Source organism: Thalassobacter sp. 16PALIMAR09, from assembly GCF_000765485.1.
Classification (GTDB): domain Bacteria; phylum Pseudomonadota; class Alphaproteobacteria; order Rhodobacterales; family Rhodobacteraceae; genus Thalassobacter; species Thalassobacter stenotrophicus.
In genome coordinates, this window is record NZ_JHAK01000001.1 from 785,393 (window position 1) to 799,703 (window position 14,311).

Annotated in this window: 13 protein-coding genes and 1 tRNA gene; 6 read left to right on the plus strand and 8 right to left on the minus strand. The window is 58.0% G+C overall.

The features are described from left to right. Positions 1 to 69: 69 nt before the first annotated feature. The 6 genes from miaB to PM04_RS03775 all read right to left on the minus strand — a co-directional run bounded on the left by miaB (position 70) and on the right by PM04_RS03775 (position 7,084). On the minus strand, positions 70 to 1,389 hold the full coding sequence (gene miaB, locus PM04_RS03750; RefSeq protein ID WP_038003729.1) for a tRNA (N6-isopentenyl adenosine(37)-C2)-methylthiotransferase MiaB: 1,320 nt from the start codon (positions 1,387 to 1,389) through the stop codon (positions 70 to 72). A 168-nt stretch (positions 1,390 to 1,557) separates the two neighbouring features. Then, positions 1,558 to 2,034, minus strand: coding sequence for an Hsp20 family protein (locus PM04_RS03755; protein ID WP_038003731.1), 477 nt, complete (start codon positions 2,032 to 2,034; stop codon positions 1,558 to 1,560). A gap of 152 nt (positions 2,035 to 2,186) precedes the next feature. Next, complete coding sequence (locus PM04_RS03760) at positions 2,187 to 2,951, minus strand: serine protease (RefSeq protein ID WP_052068432.1); 765 nt, start codon at positions 2,949 to 2,951, stop codon at positions 2,187 to 2,189. Positions 2,952 to 3,016: 65 nt separating this feature from the next. After that, positions 3,017 to 4,396, minus strand: coding sequence for a glycolate oxidase subunit GlcF (gene glcF / locus PM04_RS03765; RefSeq protein WP_081946059.1), 1,380 nt, complete (start codon positions 4,394 to 4,396; stop codon positions 3,017 to 3,019). Between the two features lie 49 nt (positions 4,397 to 4,445). Continuing rightward, positions 4,446 to 5,543, minus strand: a complete 1,098-nt coding sequence (locus PM04_RS03770; protein ID WP_038003923.1) for an FAD-binding protein — start codon at positions 5,541 to 5,543, stop codon at positions 4,446 to 4,448. Positions 5,544 to 5,653: 110 nt separating this feature from the next. Continuing rightward, on the minus strand, positions 5,654 to 7,084 hold the full coding sequence (locus PM04_RS03775; RefSeq protein WP_038003733.1) for an FAD-linked oxidase C-terminal domain-containing protein: 1,431 nt from the start codon (positions 7,082 to 7,084) through the stop codon (positions 5,654 to 5,656). Between the two features lie 96 nt (positions 7,085 to 7,180). On the opposite strand from PM04_RS03775, the gene PM04_RS03780 reads away from it, so the two are divergent. Next, positions 7,181 to 7,867, plus strand: coding sequence for a DUF599 domain-containing protein (locus PM04_RS03780; protein WP_306434235.1), 687 nt, complete (start codon positions 7,181 to 7,183; stop codon positions 7,865 to 7,867). Positions 7,868 to 7,871: 4 nt separating this feature from the next. Continuing rightward, positions 7,872 to 8,234: a hypothetical protein gene (locus PM04_RS03785; protein WP_038003738.1), complete on the plus strand. Its 363-nt coding sequence runs from the start codon at positions 7,872 to 7,874 to the stop codon at positions 8,232 to 8,234. On the opposite strand, the gene PM04_RS03790 is transcribed toward PM04_RS03785, so the two are convergent. Both PM04_RS03790 and trpA read right to left on the minus strand, forming a co-directional pair. Beyond that, positions 8,231 to 8,938, minus strand: a complete 708-nt coding sequence (locus tag PM04_RS03790) for a class I SAM-dependent methyltransferase (RefSeq protein ID WP_038003740.1) — start codon at positions 8,936 to 8,938, stop codon at positions 8,231 to 8,233. The genes PM04_RS03785 and PM04_RS03790 overlap by 4 nt on opposite strands. Positions 8,939 to 9,065: 127 nt before the next feature. Then, positions 9,066 to 9,857: a tryptophan synthase subunit alpha gene (gene trpA, locus PM04_RS03795; RefSeq protein ID WP_038003742.1), complete on the minus strand. Its 792-nt coding sequence runs from the start codon at positions 9,855 to 9,857 to the stop codon at positions 9,066 to 9,068. A gap of 149 nt (positions 9,858 to 10,006) precedes the next feature. Here trpA and ychF point away from each other — a divergent pair, with 149 nt between their 5' ends. The 4 genes from ychF to PM04_RS03815 all read left to right on the plus strand — a co-directional run bounded on the left by ychF (position 10,007) and on the right by PM04_RS03815 (position 13,991). Beyond that, positions 10,007 to 11,104, plus strand: a complete 1,098-nt coding sequence (gene ychF, locus PM04_RS03800) for a redox-regulated ATPase YchF (protein WP_038003744.1) — start codon at positions 10,007 to 10,009, stop codon at positions 11,102 to 11,104. Between the two features lie 145 nt (positions 11,105 to 11,249). After that, positions 11,250 to 12,110, plus strand: a complete 861-nt coding sequence (gene yghU, locus PM04_RS03805; protein WP_038003746.1) for a glutathione-dependent disulfide-bond oxidoreductase — start codon at positions 11,250 to 11,252, stop codon at positions 12,108 to 12,110. A gap of 59 nt (positions 12,111 to 12,169) precedes the next feature. Then, positions 12,170 to 12,257, plus strand: a tRNA-Ser gene (locus PM04_RS03810). 327 nt (positions 12,258 to 12,584) lie between these two features. Beyond that, the gene (locus PM04_RS03815) at positions 12,585 to 13,991 is read left to right on the plus strand and encodes a peptidoglycan-binding protein (protein WP_161785912.1); all 1,407 of its coding nucleotides are present in this window, start codon (positions 12,585 to 12,587) and stop codon (positions 13,989 to 13,991) included. Positions 13,992 to 14,311: the final 320 nt, after the last annotated feature.

The following is a 14,311-nucleotide window of genomic DNA, read 5'->3' on the forward strand; positions in this document are numbered from 1 at the left end:
GAGGCGGTATTTTTACAGACAATTCAATGAATTGTTGCGCACGCGCAACAAAGGGGCAGTCAAGCTGACCTAAACCAAAACCCCTTTCAAGGAGTTCGGTGCAGCCTCCACAATCCGCACCCGCGCGACCTGACCCAACAGCTCTTGGGGGGCCTCAACGTGGCAGGCATGCAGGTGTTCGGTCTTGCCCACCAATTGCCCCTCAAACCGTCCGGTTTTCTCGAACAAAACGCGCGTTTCGCGGCCCACCATCGCGACCTGTGCGGCGCGTTGTTGATCCCCCAGTAACGCCTGCAACCGCGCCAAACGCTCGGTCGCGACATCGTCCGGAATGCCTTCTTTTTCAGCAGCTGGCGTACCGGGACGGGCGGAATATTTGAAGCTATACGCCTGACCGTAACCGACTCGCTCCACCAGTTTGAGCGTGTCCGCGAACTCTTCCTCAGTCTCACCGGGGAAGCCCACGATGAAGTCCCCGCTCAACAACAGGTCGGGGCGGGCCGCGCGCAAACGGTCAATAATCTCGATGTATTCAGCCGCCGTATGCTTGCGGTTCATTGCCTTAAGCACCCGGTCCGAGCCTGCCTGAACCGGCAAGTGCAAATACGGCATCAGCTTGGCGCAGGTCGCATGGGCCTCGATCAGGTCATCGGTCATCTCGTTGGGGTGCGAGGTCGTAAAGCGGATCCGCTCCAACCCTTCGATATCGTTCAGCGCCCAGATCAGCTGGGCAAGCGACCACTCACCCCCCTCACCCGCACCGTGATACGCATTCACGTTCTGCCCCAGCAGCGTGATTTCCTTGACCCCACGCGCCACAAGCGCCTCTGCTTCCGACAGAATGCGGGCCACGGGGCGTGACACTTCGGCCCCACGGGTATAGGGCACCACGCAGAAAGCACAGAACTTGTCGCAACCCTCTTGCACGGTCAAAAACGCGCTGGGGCGACCAAGGTTTTTGCGCGCCTTGGGCAGGTGCTCAAACTTGTCTTCCTCAGGGAAGTCAGTATCGAGTGCGGCTTCACCCGCATCGACCTTTTTCATCATTTCGGGCAGCCGGTGATAGGTTTGCGGCCCGACGACCAGATCAACCATAGGCTGGCGCGCCATGATCTCGGCCCCTTCGGCCTGTGCCACGCAACCCGCCACCCCGATCTTGAGGTCGGGGTTCTTGGCGCGCAGCGGCTTGTAGCGGCCCAGCTCGGAATAAACTTTTTCAGCGGCTTTTTCGCGGATGTGACACGTGTTGAGCAGGATCATATCCGCATCCTCGGGCGTGCCCGTCTCAACGTAGCCTTCCGCCCCCAGCGCCTCAGCCATGCGTTCGCTGTCATAGACGTTCATCTGGCAGCCATAGGTCTTGATGTAGAGCTTTTTGGGATCAGCCATTGCGCGCACTCCGGGGGGTAGGATCAGCGGCTCACCTAGCACTCCGTCGGCGACCGTTCAACCGTTGCGCCACATGCACCGGGACCGGGGCCGCAAAAAGGCGCGACCCTAGGGACCGCGCCTTACACTCAGGTCAGATGACCCATCGTTTTACCAAGCGTTCACGGCTTAGGCCTCAACGCTCTGCGCCTCAAGCGCGGGGGTGCCGGTGGGCTTGCCCGTGCGCGCAATCTCAATCTGGCGGGGCTTGAGCGCCTCTGGCACCTCACGCACCAGATCAATGTGCAACATGCCATCTTCCGCCTGCGCGCCGGTCACATGCACATGATCCGCCAGTTGGAAGGTTTTCTCAAACGACCGCGTCGCGATCCCGCGGTGCAGATAGGTCCGCTGCGCGCCATCCTTGGCCTTGGCCGCCGAGATCACGAGCGCGTTTTGCCGGACTTCGACCGACAATTCACTTTCGGAGAAACCCGCCACAGCCACGGATATCCGGTAGCCATCTTCGGCAGTTTTTTCGATGTTATACGGGGGATAGCCACCGGTTTGCGCAGGCTCGCTGTCCAGCACACGGTCCAGCAAATCTGCCATGCGGTCAAAGCCGACGGTGGCGCGGTATAGGGGGGTAAAGTCGTAAGTTCGCATCAGGTATCCTCCAGTGAGCGACAACTGTTATTGTGCCCGGGCCCCATGTTGGGCACCCCGGCGGGGTTATGACGGGACCCATCATTGGCGTCCCGTCATGCAATACGTGGGAAGGGGTTTGGGCAGTTTCAAGCCCTGCGCGGTGGGTGCGTCTAGCGGCGTGCGGACACGGTTTCAATCGCGCTGACATCGCCCAGATCGGCGCGGTAGGCATCCACCAAAACCGCCAGTTCCGCGTCCATCACCGCCGCAAGCGAAACAGAGCGATCCTTCCACGCGGCCTTGGAGGAGACCACGGAAACGATCCGCACCTCATCTCCAAACCGCTGAAAAATTGGCGCGCCAGAGGCCCCGAAATCGACCTCGCACGAGAGGACCAAAACAGTGGCATCGCGGGTCAGGACCCCGCATCCATCCTCAACCGCAGGGGCATTGGATCGGCCCCGCGCATAGGACACCACTTCAACATGGGTTCCGGGATGCACCTGTAATTGCGTGCGAAACGGCCGAAGGCCCAGGCCGGTGATCGGCGCAGACAGTCGCACCAAGGCCAGATCACTGCCGACACGCTCTACCCTATTGCTTTGATTGAATTGATAGCCGGGGTGCGTCACCGCCGCGATCACCCCACGGGTCGCAAGCGCGCGCCCATCCGCAAGCCCCGCATGAAAGGACATCTCACTCACGGAAATGCGACGCGCCGTGGCCCTGTCGAACACACAATGGGCCGCCGTCAGAACCACATCCGCGCTGATCAGCGCCCCGGTGCAAAACCCGCCCTGCCCCAGATCAAGCCGCCCCACCGCACCGTAATGTTGCGCCAAGGTAGCGGCATCCAAAGTCCGCAGGTTGCTTTGTCCGGCTGCGGGCACGCTTGCCCACAAAACCATCGCCATCACGTAACTGAAAAACCGCATATCGCCTCCGCCGCATGTGTCCCCATCGGTCTAGGGGGCAAAGGCGGCGGCAGCGGGACGCTGGTTTAGCGAAGGAGGGGCACTTTTGTGGCAGACAGTTTCGCATCCGACGCCAGTTTGGCCGTACCTTCTGGATTGACCACGCCATTGGCATCAATCTTGTCGCCAAACGCGGGCGGTGTCGGCCCACCGGTTGCCCAATCCAACAGCTCAACCGTATGCACAATCGGTACCTCCGTGCCTGAGCCGATCTGCATCATGCAGCCGATGTTTCCAGCGGCAATAATGTCAGGCGACTTGGCTTCCAGCGTCTCAATCTTGCGCTGCTTCAGCTGCTTTGAAATCTCGGGCTGCATCAGGTTGTAAGTCCCCGCAGACCCACAGCACAGGTGGCTGTCACGCGGCTCAACGATGCGAAAGCCCGCCGCCTTGAGAAGATCCTTGGGGTGGGTTTTGATCTGTTGGCCGTGTTGCAGCGAACAGGCCGCGTGATAGGCCACGGTCAGGTTCTTTTTCTCACCCTTGGGCAGATCAAGGGTCATCAACAGCTCACTGATATCCATAGCGATTTCGGACACCGCTGCGGCTTTCTCCGCGTGGTCTGTGCCCTTGAACATATGGCCGTAATCCTTGACCGTCGTCCCACAACCCGAGGTGTTGATCACAATCGCATCCAGCCCCTGCCCCTGCATTTCGCGGTGCCAAGCGTCGATGTTCTTGGCCGCGGTTGCGTGGCTTTCAGAGGTTTTGCCCATGTGGTGGGTCAGCGCGCCACAACAGCCCGCGCCCTCGGCCACAACCACCTCACAGCCCAGACGCGTTAGCAGGCGGATCGTGGCGTCGTTGATATCCGTGTTCAGCGCCTTTTGCGCGCATCCGGTCATCAGCGCGACACGCTTCTTTTTCGGCACCGTCGGGGCAAAGCTTTGCGGGTCATCATTACGGCTAACGGGTGGGATCACCTTGGGCGCCATTTCCAGCATCGCGCGCAGGCGCGGGTCCGGCATCAGCCCCGCAAAAGGCGCGCCTATTTTGGCCAGCAGCAGCGCCACCCGGAACCGCATTGGGTACGGCAGAATGCGCGCAAGCATCCAGCGCAGCACCCGGTCCGACAACGGCCGGTCATAGTTTTCCTCAATGTATTCACGGGCATGGTCCACCAAATGCATGTAGTGCACCCCCGACGGGCAGGTCGTCATACACGCCAAACAGCTGAGACAGCGATCGATATGTTTGACCGTCTTTTCATCGGGTTTGCGCGCGTTTTCCAGCATATCCTTGATCAGGTAAATGCGCCCCCGGGGGCTGTCCAACTCATCGCCCAACACCTGATACGTCGGACACGTCGCGGTGCAGAACCCACAGTGCACACATGTGCGCAGGATCTCATTGGAACGCGCGGTTGCGGGATCGTTAAGTTGGTCTTGGGTAAAGGTCGTTTGCATCTGTCACGCTCCCGTGGCGGTGTAGAAAAGGTCAGGCCGGGCCTGTCCGTTAGGAAAGCTCGGTTACGAGGGCGCCAGAAAACAACCCACGCGGATCGAACTGCGCCCGCAGGCCCGCGGTCAGTGCCGCCACGCCCGGCGCATCCACAGGCCGCAAAGGCCCGGCGGCCCCCTTGACGCGCGTGGCGTGACCCGAAACGCCAGCAAGGGCCGTGCGCACATCTTGGCCCTCAGGCACCCGCGCCCAGATCAAGCCGCCGCCCCAATCCAGCATGACCTGCTGGGGCTGCAACGCCGCAACAACGCCCGGTGCATGGGATGGCCGCACCGAGATACGCCAAATATCCCCCGGTTGATCAACGAAACTGGTCACATCACGCACGGCTTTCCAGATGTCACCCGACGTCGCACCTTCGCTAACGCTGACCGCACCAAAGGGGGCCAGGATCGCCTGCAATTCCTCAACCCGGTAAGCAACGGAGTCTGCAAACCCCTCCAGCCGCAACAGCACACGGCCCTCGCTCCATGCTGCACCCGACACCTCAAACGGGGACCCAAGTGCCGCCGACATCGCCGCCACCGCACCAACGGCGTCCTCCACCTCCAGCGACAAAGTGGTTTCAACCGCAACTCCCGGCACAACCTTGAACGAAACTTCGGTCAAAACGCCCAGCGCGCCCTGCGCTCCACACATCAACTTCACCAGATCATAGCCCGTGACGTTCTTCATCACCCGGCCACCGTTCTTGATGATATCCCCATGGCCATCAACAAACCGCACACCGATCAAGCTGTCACGACAGGCCCCAACCTGCACACGGCGCGGACCACTCGCATTGGCCGCGACCACACCGCCAATGGTGCTCTCGCCAGACCGTCCCAACAGCGGCCCCATGCGGGGTGGCTCAAACGGCAACCGCTGATTTTCCGCCGCCAATACAGCCTCAATCTCAGACACAGGCGTCCCAGCCTGCGCAACAATCGTCAATGCACCCGGCTCATACAGCGTCACGCCCGACATCCCAGCGGTTGAGATCACCTCACCCGCTCCGGCCTCAAGGCTCCGCGTGCCGCCGCCACGAACGGTCAAAGACCCATTCGCCCCACGCACCATCTCAGCCACGTCTTGTTCAGTCGTTGGGGTCAACATCGCGAACCCTTCCCTCTTTGGTTCTAAAATATCCCGGGGAGCGCGAGGGGCTGGCCCCTCGCCCCGCTCTCACAGATCACGCCCGGGTTGGATACAGGTCCTAAACCCTAGGCCCGCCGTGCAGCACTTGTTTCCAGCGGGAAAACCTTTGCAGGGTTCAAAAGCCACTTGGGGTCAAACACGTCCTTAACCCGCATCTGCGCTTCCATATCGACGGGCGCAAACTGGTGCCCCATCAGGTCGCGCTTTTCGATCCCGACACCGTGCTCACCTGTCAGGCAGCCGCCCACATCCACACACAGCTTCAGGATTTCGGCACCAAATGCCTCGCACAATTCCAGATCACCTGGTTTGTTGGCATCAAACAGGATCAGCGGGTGCATATTGCCGTCACCTGCGTGGAACACGTTGCCCACGGCCAGTCCATATTCCTTGGACAGCTCGCCAATGCGGCGCAGCACGAATGGCAGTTCTGACACTGGGATCGTGCCGTCTAGGCACATGTAATCCGAGATCTGACCGATCGCACCGAACGCGGATTTGCGCCCCAGCCAGATCGCAGCACTCTCGGTCGCGTTCTGGGCTTGGCGCATTTCAACAGGGTCGTGGGTTGCTGCGATTTCCATAATCTGCGCCAGTTGCGCGTCGATTTCTGCGTCTGATCCTTCGACCTCTACGATCAACAGCGCGTGGCAATCGGGATAGCCGGCCTTCGCGAATTTCTCGGTGGTCTCGATGCACAGGCGGTCCATGAACTCAATCGCCACGGGCAGGATGCCCGCCTTGATGATGTCCGCCACGCAAGCGCCCGCCACTTCGTTGTCGTCAAAGCCGATCAATACGGGCCGCGCACCCTCGGGCTTGGGCAAAATCCGCAAGGTCGCCTCGGTTACGACCCCCAACTGCCCTTCCGAGCCACAGATCACGCCCAAAAGGTCCAGCCCAGAGGCATCCATGTGGCCGCCTCCGATCTCAACAATCGTGCCGTCCATCTGTACCAGCGTCACACCCAACAGGTTGTTGGTCGTCACCCCGTACTTCAGGCAATGTGCCCCGCCCGAATTCATTGCAATGTTGCCCGCAATCGCACAGGCCAACTGGCTGGAGGGATCGGGGGCGTAGAAAAAGCCGTCCGCCTCAACCGCGCCGGTCACGCTCAGGTTCGTGCGGCCCGTTTGGACCCGGATGAGACGATCCTCATAGCTGACCTCAAGCACATCGTTCATCTTGGCCACGCCAAGGATCACGCAATCCGCCGTCGGCAGCGCCCCGCCCGCAAGTGACGTGCCGGAGCCGCGCGGCACCACGGGCACATCCATCGCGTGGCAGATCTTGAGCACCTCGGACACTTCTTGGGTCGTTGCAGGCAGCACCGCACACAGGGGCGGGCAGCGATAGGCTGTGAGCGCGTCACATTCGTAGGCGCGGGTCTCGGCCTCATCCTCAATCACCGCGTCACGCGGCAAAACATCTAGCAAGCGCGCCACAAGGGCCGCCTTTTTCGACATCACAAGACTGTCTGGTTTCGGCATTTCCATGGGGCGTCCTCCGGTGGCGTTCGAATTGGTAAGTAAATTATACCAATTTTTGCGTCTGACAAGCGCTTTCTCTTGGGATAGACGGAAATCATGGACATGATGGACCGCCTTTCGCTGTTTGCGCCGTTGGATTTGCTCGCTGTTGGCGTGTTGTTTGGCACGTGGTGGTTGTTGGGGCTGCTGATTGAACACCCGCCCAAGCGCTATCCATCGGTTACGGTTCTGACGTTTGAATACCGCCGTGAGTGGATGGAACAGATGATCACCCGTGATCCGCGTGTCTTTGACGCCCTGACGATGAATGGCCTGCGCGAGGGCACGGCCTTTTTTGGGTCGGGCTGTATGATCGCGCTGGGTGGGGTGTTGGCGTTGATGTCCAACACGCAAAGTCTGGATGCGGTGGCGGTTGACCTAACCGCTTCGGCCCACCCAGAGGTGTTGTGGCAGATCAAGCTGTTGGCTGTGGCCGCCCTATTGACCCATGCCTTTCTAAAGTTCGTCTGGGCCAACCGGCTGTTTGGCTATTGCGCCATCACGATGGCCGCGACGCCCAATGACATCACCGACCCAAAGGCGAAAACCCGCGCCCGCCAATCCGGCGAAATCGCCAACCGCGCGGCGGTGAACTTTAACCGTGGGCTGCGGTCGATCTATTTCTCATTGGCGGCACTTGGATGGTTGCTGTCGCCTTATGCGTTGATCGCGACCACGGCCGTGGCGTCGTTCACACTGCTATCACGAGAGTTTGCATCGACATCCCGGGAGACTTTGCGCGACACCTAAGGGCATGAGACATGTTCTGTTCCTGACCGCGCTTGCCCTGCCCATCACGCCCCTGCCCGGCCTTGCCGATGCGCCTGTCGTTCTGGGGGCCACGGCGGTGCAATCAGGTGCAACCCACACGATTTCCGTTACCCTGCGCCATGGTGACACTGGCTGGGCCCATTATGCCGATGGATGGTCTGTGCAACTGCCCGATGGGACCGAGCTAGGGTACCGTACACTGCATCACCCCCACGTTGAGGAGCAGCCTTTCACAAGATCGCTGGGCGGCGTGAACATCCCCGGAGGCACCAAACGGTTGGTGTTGGTCCCGCACGACAGCGTGCACGGATGGGGGGACCCGTTTGAGATCACGCTGGGTGATTAAGACGTGTACGTCGCCCCCTGATAGATCGCGAAAACGCGGCCATGCAAATCCTCAATCTCAACCAAGGGATCCGGCAGATTGAAGGGCGGCAAGGACAGGTTCCAATCCGTGTAGCGAAAGGCGCTGCCGGTTTTGCGGGCGCGCTTGGTGTCATCCGGGTTCTCGGGGGCATGGGCAAAGTGTGACAGGGCAAAGTAGCGGCTTGGCAGGTTTTGCATCCGTTGAACGATGAGCTGGGCATCGTCGCGCCGCAGGTGGTTGATCGTCTCACGGCAGACAAGCAGATCACAAGCATCGGGCGCGAAGGAGGTCGCGTCGCCCACCTCAAACGAGATATTGTCGAAACTGCGCAAAGCGGCCTTGTTGCGGTTGATCGCCGTTGAGCTGATATCGACCCCGTGGAACCGTACATCCGTCTGTGCAAAGGCCAGCGCGGTCGGCCACCACGCCATCCCCCCACAGCTTAGGTCGACGATTGAGCGAATATTTTCGCGATCTATGAAGCGGGCCAGTTTTACGCACATGGGCAACACGGCAGACAGCTCACTGCCCGGGCCGCTGCCACCGCCCGCTGAGGTCCACATCTCATTGTCGTAAATGCGATTGAAGGAGTGTGAATAGGACTCGTTCGCATCACCAGCCTTGAGCGGCTGGAGGGTTGTTAGGGATTTTCGAACCAACCGTTTTAAAATGGCGTTTGCCATGACTTTGTTAACCTCACTACCACCAACAGTGGACGGACGTTAATCAGGTTTACCTGGCTCGGGCGACACTATTTTGTCACCCAGCCTTAACCTAAGGTCAATTCGGCAGGTTTCAGCCCATCAAGGCCTAGGCGCGGTGCGCACCAGCAGCGAGATCCGCCACGTAGGCCAAGACGTCCGAGACGCTGTCACCGCGTGCGATACGTTCCACAATCGCGGAGCCGACGACGGCACCGTCTGCGACGGCAGCGATATCTTGGGCCGCATCTGGCGTTTTGATGCCAAAGCCAACGATGATCGGCAGCTCGGTCTGGGATTTGATGCGCGCGACTTCGGGGGCGACCACCTCAGCGCTGGCGGAGGCGGCACCGGTGATGCCGGTGATCGACACGTAGTAGACAAACCCAGAGGTGTTTTGCAGCACCTTCGGCAGGCGTTTGTTATCGGTCGTGGGCGTCGCGAGGCGGATGAAGTTCAGGCCCGCTTTTTGCGCAGGAATACACAGCTCGGTGTCTTCCTCGGGTGGGAGGTCCACTACAAGAAGGCCATCAACGCCCGCTTCTTTTGCGTCGATCAGGAATTGGTCCACACCGCGATTATAGATCGGGTTGTAGTAGCCCATCAAAACCACGGGCGTCGTTGTATCTTGGGCGCGCAGTTCGCGCACGATGTCGAGGGTGCGTTCCAGCGTCATACCCGCCTCAAGCGCGCGCTGCCCCGCCAGCTGGATCGTGGAGCCGTCGGCCATCGGATCCGTAAAGGGTACGCCCAGCTCAATAATGTCAACACCTGCTGCCGGCAGCCCCAGCACCACGTCACGGGCGGTTTCATAATCCGGGTCCCCTGCCATCACGTAGGAAACGAAGGCTTTTTTGCCCTCAGCACGGAGGCGATCAAAGGTGGCGTCGATACGAGTCATATTGGGCTTCCTCAAGGTCTGCGCCATGCCTTTTGGGGCACCTTTGGGCCAAAGGCAAGCAACTGGGCCCCGGCCGCGGGTTCGCATGTCAGTTGCATCCGCCCGGGCGCTTGCATAAAGGGAAGCGAAACCGTGATTAGGAGAGCGTTATGGGCTTTAAAATGGGTATTGTCGGAATGCCGAACGTGGGCAAATCCACCCTGTTCAACGCGCTCACGAAAACGGCGGCGGCGGCGGCGGCGAACTTTCCGTTCTGTACGATTGAGCCGAACGTCGGTGACGTGCCCGTACCGGACGCGCGCCTTGATACGCTGGCTGAGTTGGCGCAATCCAAATCGATCATCCCCACCCGCATGTCGTTCGTTGATATCGCCGGGTTGGTGAAGGGCGCATCCAAGGGCGAAGGTCTGGGCAACCAGTTCTTGGCCAACATCCGCGAGACCGACGCGATTGCGCACGTGCTGCGGTGTTTTGAGGATGACGACATCACCCACGTGGATGGCCGCGTGAACCCCGTTGAGGATGCCGAAACCATCGAGACTGAGCTGATGCTGGCCGACATGGAGAGCATCGAGAAGCGCCTTCAGGGGCTAAGCCGCAAGGTGCGCGGCGGTGACAAGGAAGCGGTTCAGCAGGAGCGTTTGCTGAAAGTTGCCCTCGCGATGTTGGAGGATGGCAAGCCCGCGCGTATGGTAGAGGTCGACGCCGATGACGCGAAGGCCTGGAAGTTGCTGCAACTTTTGACGTCCAAGCCGATCCTATATGTGTGCAACGTCGATGAGGGATCTGCCGCGACGGGCAATGCCTTTAGCGCGCAAGTGGCAGAGATGGCCGCGGCCCAAGGCGCCTCGCATGTTATCATCTCGGCCGCGATCGAAGAAGAAATCAGCCAATTGGACGCTGACGAAGCCGCCATGTTCCTAGAAGAAATGGGTCTTGAGGAAGCCGGGTTGGACCGTTTGATCCGCGCAGGCTACACCCTGCTGAAGCTGGAAACCTATTTCACAGTCGGCCCCAAAGAAGCCCGTGCATGGACCATTCCACACGGCACTATGGCCCCCCAAGCGGCGGGCGTGATCCATGGTGATTTTGAGCGCGGCTTCATCCGGGCCGAAACGATTGCCTATGATGACTTCGTGTCATTGGGCGGCGAGCAACCCGCCAAAGAAGCGGGCAAAATGCGTGCAGAAGGCAAAGGATACGTCGTCAAGGACGGGGACGTGCTGCACTTCTTGTTCAACACGTAGACCTACATTGATTTTCATCGGATGACCTTTTGGCGCGGCTTTCTTGAGCCGCGCCTTTGCGTTGTCGCGGCGTAATATGCGCCCTGCCCCTATCAAATTGATCGGCCGGCCCTATCTACGGGCTCAGCATATATCGGAGTTCTCTATGACCTACACGCCCCCCAAAGTCTGGACCTGGGATGCCGCCTCTGGTGGTGAATTTGCGTCCATCAACCGCCCCATCGCAGGGGCGACCAAAGACGCCGAGCTGCCCGTCGGCGCGCACGCCTTGCAGCTATATTCATTGGCCACTCCAAACGGCGTCAAGGTGACCGTCTTGCTCGAAGAGTTGCTGGAGGCCGGGATCGCAGAAGCCGACTATGACGCGTGGCTCATCCGGATCATGGAGGGCGATCAGTTCGGCTCGGGCTTTGTGGATGTTAATCCGAACTCCAAGATCCCAGCATTGATGGACCACTCCACCACGCCCCCCACCCGCGTCTTTGAAAGCGGCGCGATCTTATTGTATCTGGCTGAGAAGTTCGGGGCCTTCCTGCCCAAAGATCCCGCGGGCCGAACCGAGGCGCTTAACTGGTTGTTCTGGCAAATGGGCAGCGCGCCCTATTTGGGCGGCGGCTTTGGCCATTTTTACGCCTATGCCCCTGAGAAATTTGAATATCCCATCGACCGCTTCACGATGGAAGCCAAGCGCCAGTTGGACGTGTTGGACCGGCATTTGGCCGAGCATGAGTGGTTTGCGGGTGACATGTATTCCATCGCGGACATCGCGATTTGGTCTTGGTACGGGCAGTTGGTGTTGGGCCGTCTCTATAGCGCGGCTGAGTTCCTCGACGTCGAAAGCTACACGCACCTGATGGCCTGGGCCAAACGCATCGACGCCCGCCCCGCCGTTCTGCGCGGTCGCATGGTGAACCGGTCCTTTGGCGAGCCAGAGATGCAACTTCACGAGCGCCACTCGGCTGCAGACTTTGAGACAGAGACGCAGGATAAAAAAGCGGCGAAATAAGCCCCTTGGCGGAGATTATGGGCTTGTTCCCCATCGCAGGCTCCCTTAGACACGGCGGCGGAGACGTGGCCGAGTGGTCGAAGGCGCTCCCCTGCTAAGGGAGTAACGTGCAAGCGTTCGAGGGTTCGAATCCCTTCGTCTCCGCCACCTACACCTCATGTCGAATTTACCCATAAAAATAAGGCATTTGAGGTACTGCGAGTGAAGTCGACCACACACGCCTACCACACACGCTCCACCTCTCGAATAACTATGAATCACTTTCGCAGGGGTGTATCCTCCTGACCCCATTGGCCTTTTGCGAACAATCAGCTCCCTGGATGTGTACATTATCCCCAACTATCGGCACTGCCATTGGGGCAATTACATTTTCGGGAAGATAATGAAGATCCGCCACAAAGATCAAATTAAGACTTGATTACGATATCCGTTCACTTAGTTATGACACCAGGTAAAATGGGTGAGGACGTCGTTATGAAGCAAGCTAGATTAACTTTTTTGGGGCTGTTGGCATCGACACTTATTGCTACACCAAGCCTCGCTAGCGATGATTTTATTAAAGGAATGATGGGAGCGGTTATTGGTGCAGCCATCGCCAACTCGGGTAGCGCCGCACAATCAAGTAATAACGCGCAAAGACCGGCAGTTCAACGTTCGAGCAGGCCGACCATTTCGAGCGCACAAAGAGCTGAGAATAAACGAGTTCAGGAGAATCTCAACTACTTCGGCTTCAACACTGGAACGCCAGACGGTATTTTCGGCCGTAAAACAACAGACGCCGTATACAAATTCCAAGCCTGCCTCAATAGACCGATGACAGGTAAGTTGGACAACTTTGAAAAACAGTTTTTAGACCAATCTAGTTTCAAGGCCCAAGCAAATGGAGCAGCAACGCTACAGCTCGTTGCCCAATCACCAAATGGGTATTGCGGCTTACTCCAGAAGTATCTGCTTGATCTGACCGCACCACAGCCTTCTGCTCCGACCTCAACTCAAGTCGCAGTACAACCAGCACCTCTAGCCCCACAGAACACAGTGACCCAGGCTAGCCGAGCCGCGACACAAATCACAAATGTGACAGAGGTCAGCAATAGCATTAATGTAAATGTTATAGGCGCAGATATCCAAGCAAGGTTTGATCGCCTCACTAGCGAGCTAGCACTACTTGAGCAGATCGAGGCACATGTCAAAGCGAAAACAAAAGAAGTTGGCGGTCAAAATAAATTAAAAGCTGTTAGTGATCGTCTAGCGGACTTGCGATCTTTGATTGTCGAGATTGAAGTAGAGGTTAATCAAAAGTACGGAACTCCTGTTAGACCAACCAATGGCAACTTGGGCATCACAGCAGTTAAAGCATCGGAGGTATTTCCGCGAGTGCCTTACTATATCCCAGGAACGGCAGAGGAAGGCGAATTATGGATCAAACCTTATGTCTCAGATGGAGGCACCCTGAGCTACGACTTCAACTTCACCACAGGAGATTCTGAATTTGAGAAAATTCAAGAAACAATTGTATTTGTGACTGAAAATTTGATCAACCTTGAAAGTAGTATGGTCAAGATAAACGAATGGAGTGATACTGCCCAAGAAAAAGGCGTGAGAAGACGCTTTGAAAAGGTTGCGTCTTGCTTTCCAGAAAATCAGTGCCAAGAAAAGATCGAGGGTAACTCTTCCACTGAGATCGTATTTCTAATTTATGAAGACGGCGCTACAGCCGCATCGATCCGCAGGAATAAAGGCCGCTTCGCAAAGGGTTACAATCTTTCTGTGGAGAGCGGACTCCTATTGGCAGCGTATGCAAGTTACATGAACGAACTGGGTTCGAAAGAGTTTTTTGCCGCTACAGTCAGTGATGCCGAATTGGATAACCTTTTCGAATAAGATAGTGGAGTATGATGGGGCAATTGGGCGAGCAAGGGTCAACCCTTGCCCGCCACTTTATCTAAACCGACGAAGACACGAATGAATTTTCATTAAAAACTCATTGCTACTTCGTCTAAAAATTACGCTGTCTAATTTTCCCGAATAGTAGCTTGCACATTACGACAGTCTCCATTTCCTCTAGTAATGGGAGAGGCATAGGAGACAGACTTTCAGTCCTCACTCTTACTAGCACTACTCACTCTGCCTACACTCTAATAGTTCTAGCCACTTAGTGAACTTAGCTTTTCTGTCATGATATTGTTTAGTAGGCTCAATAC

Bases quoted from the DNA above. Each gene is read 5' to 3' on its own strand.
- miaB (WP_038003729.1), bottom strand. From the start codon at position 1,389: ATGGCTGATCCCAAAAAGCTCTACATCAAGACCTATGGCTGCCAGATG.
- PM04_RS03755 (WP_038003731.1), bottom strand. From the start codon at position 2,034: ATGCGAACTTACGACTTTACCCCCCTATACCGCGCCACCGTCGGCTTT.
- PM04_RS03760 (WP_052068432.1), bottom strand. From the start codon at position 2,951: ATGCGGTTTTTCAGTTACGTGATGGCGATGGTTTTGTGGGCAAGCGTG.
- glcF (WP_081946059.1), bottom strand. From the start codon at position 4,396: ATGCAAACGACCTTTACCCAAGACCAACTTAACGATCCCGCAACCGCG.
- PM04_RS03775 (WP_038003733.1), bottom strand. From the start codon at position 7,084: ATGGAAATGCCGAAACCAGACAGTCTTGTGATGTCGAAAAAGGCGGCC.
- PM04_RS03780 (WP_306434235.1), top strand. From the start codon at position 7,181: ATGATGGACCGCCTTTCGCTGTTTGCGCCGTTGGATTTGCTCGCTGTT.
- PM04_RS03785 (WP_038003738.1), top strand. From the start codon at position 7,872: ATGAGACATGTTCTGTTCCTGACCGCGCTTGCCCTGCCCATCACGCCC.
- PM04_RS03790 (WP_038003740.1), bottom strand. From the start codon at position 8,938: ATGGCAAACGCCATTTTAAAACGGTTGGTTCGAAAATCCCTAACAACC.
- trpA (WP_038003742.1), bottom strand. From the start codon at position 9,857: ATGACTCGTATCGACGCCACCTTTGATCGCCTCCGTGCTGAGGGCAAA.
- ychF (WP_038003744.1), top strand. From the start codon at position 10,007: ATGGGCTTTAAAATGGGTATTGTCGGAATGCCGAACGTGGGCAAATCC.
- yghU (WP_038003746.1), top strand. From the start codon at position 11,250: ATGACCTACACGCCCCCCAAAGTCTGGACCTGGGATGCCGCCTCTGGT.
- PM04_RS03815 (WP_161785912.1), top strand. From the start codon at position 12,585: ATGAAGCAAGCTAGATTAACTTTTTTGGGGCTGTTGGCATCGACACTT.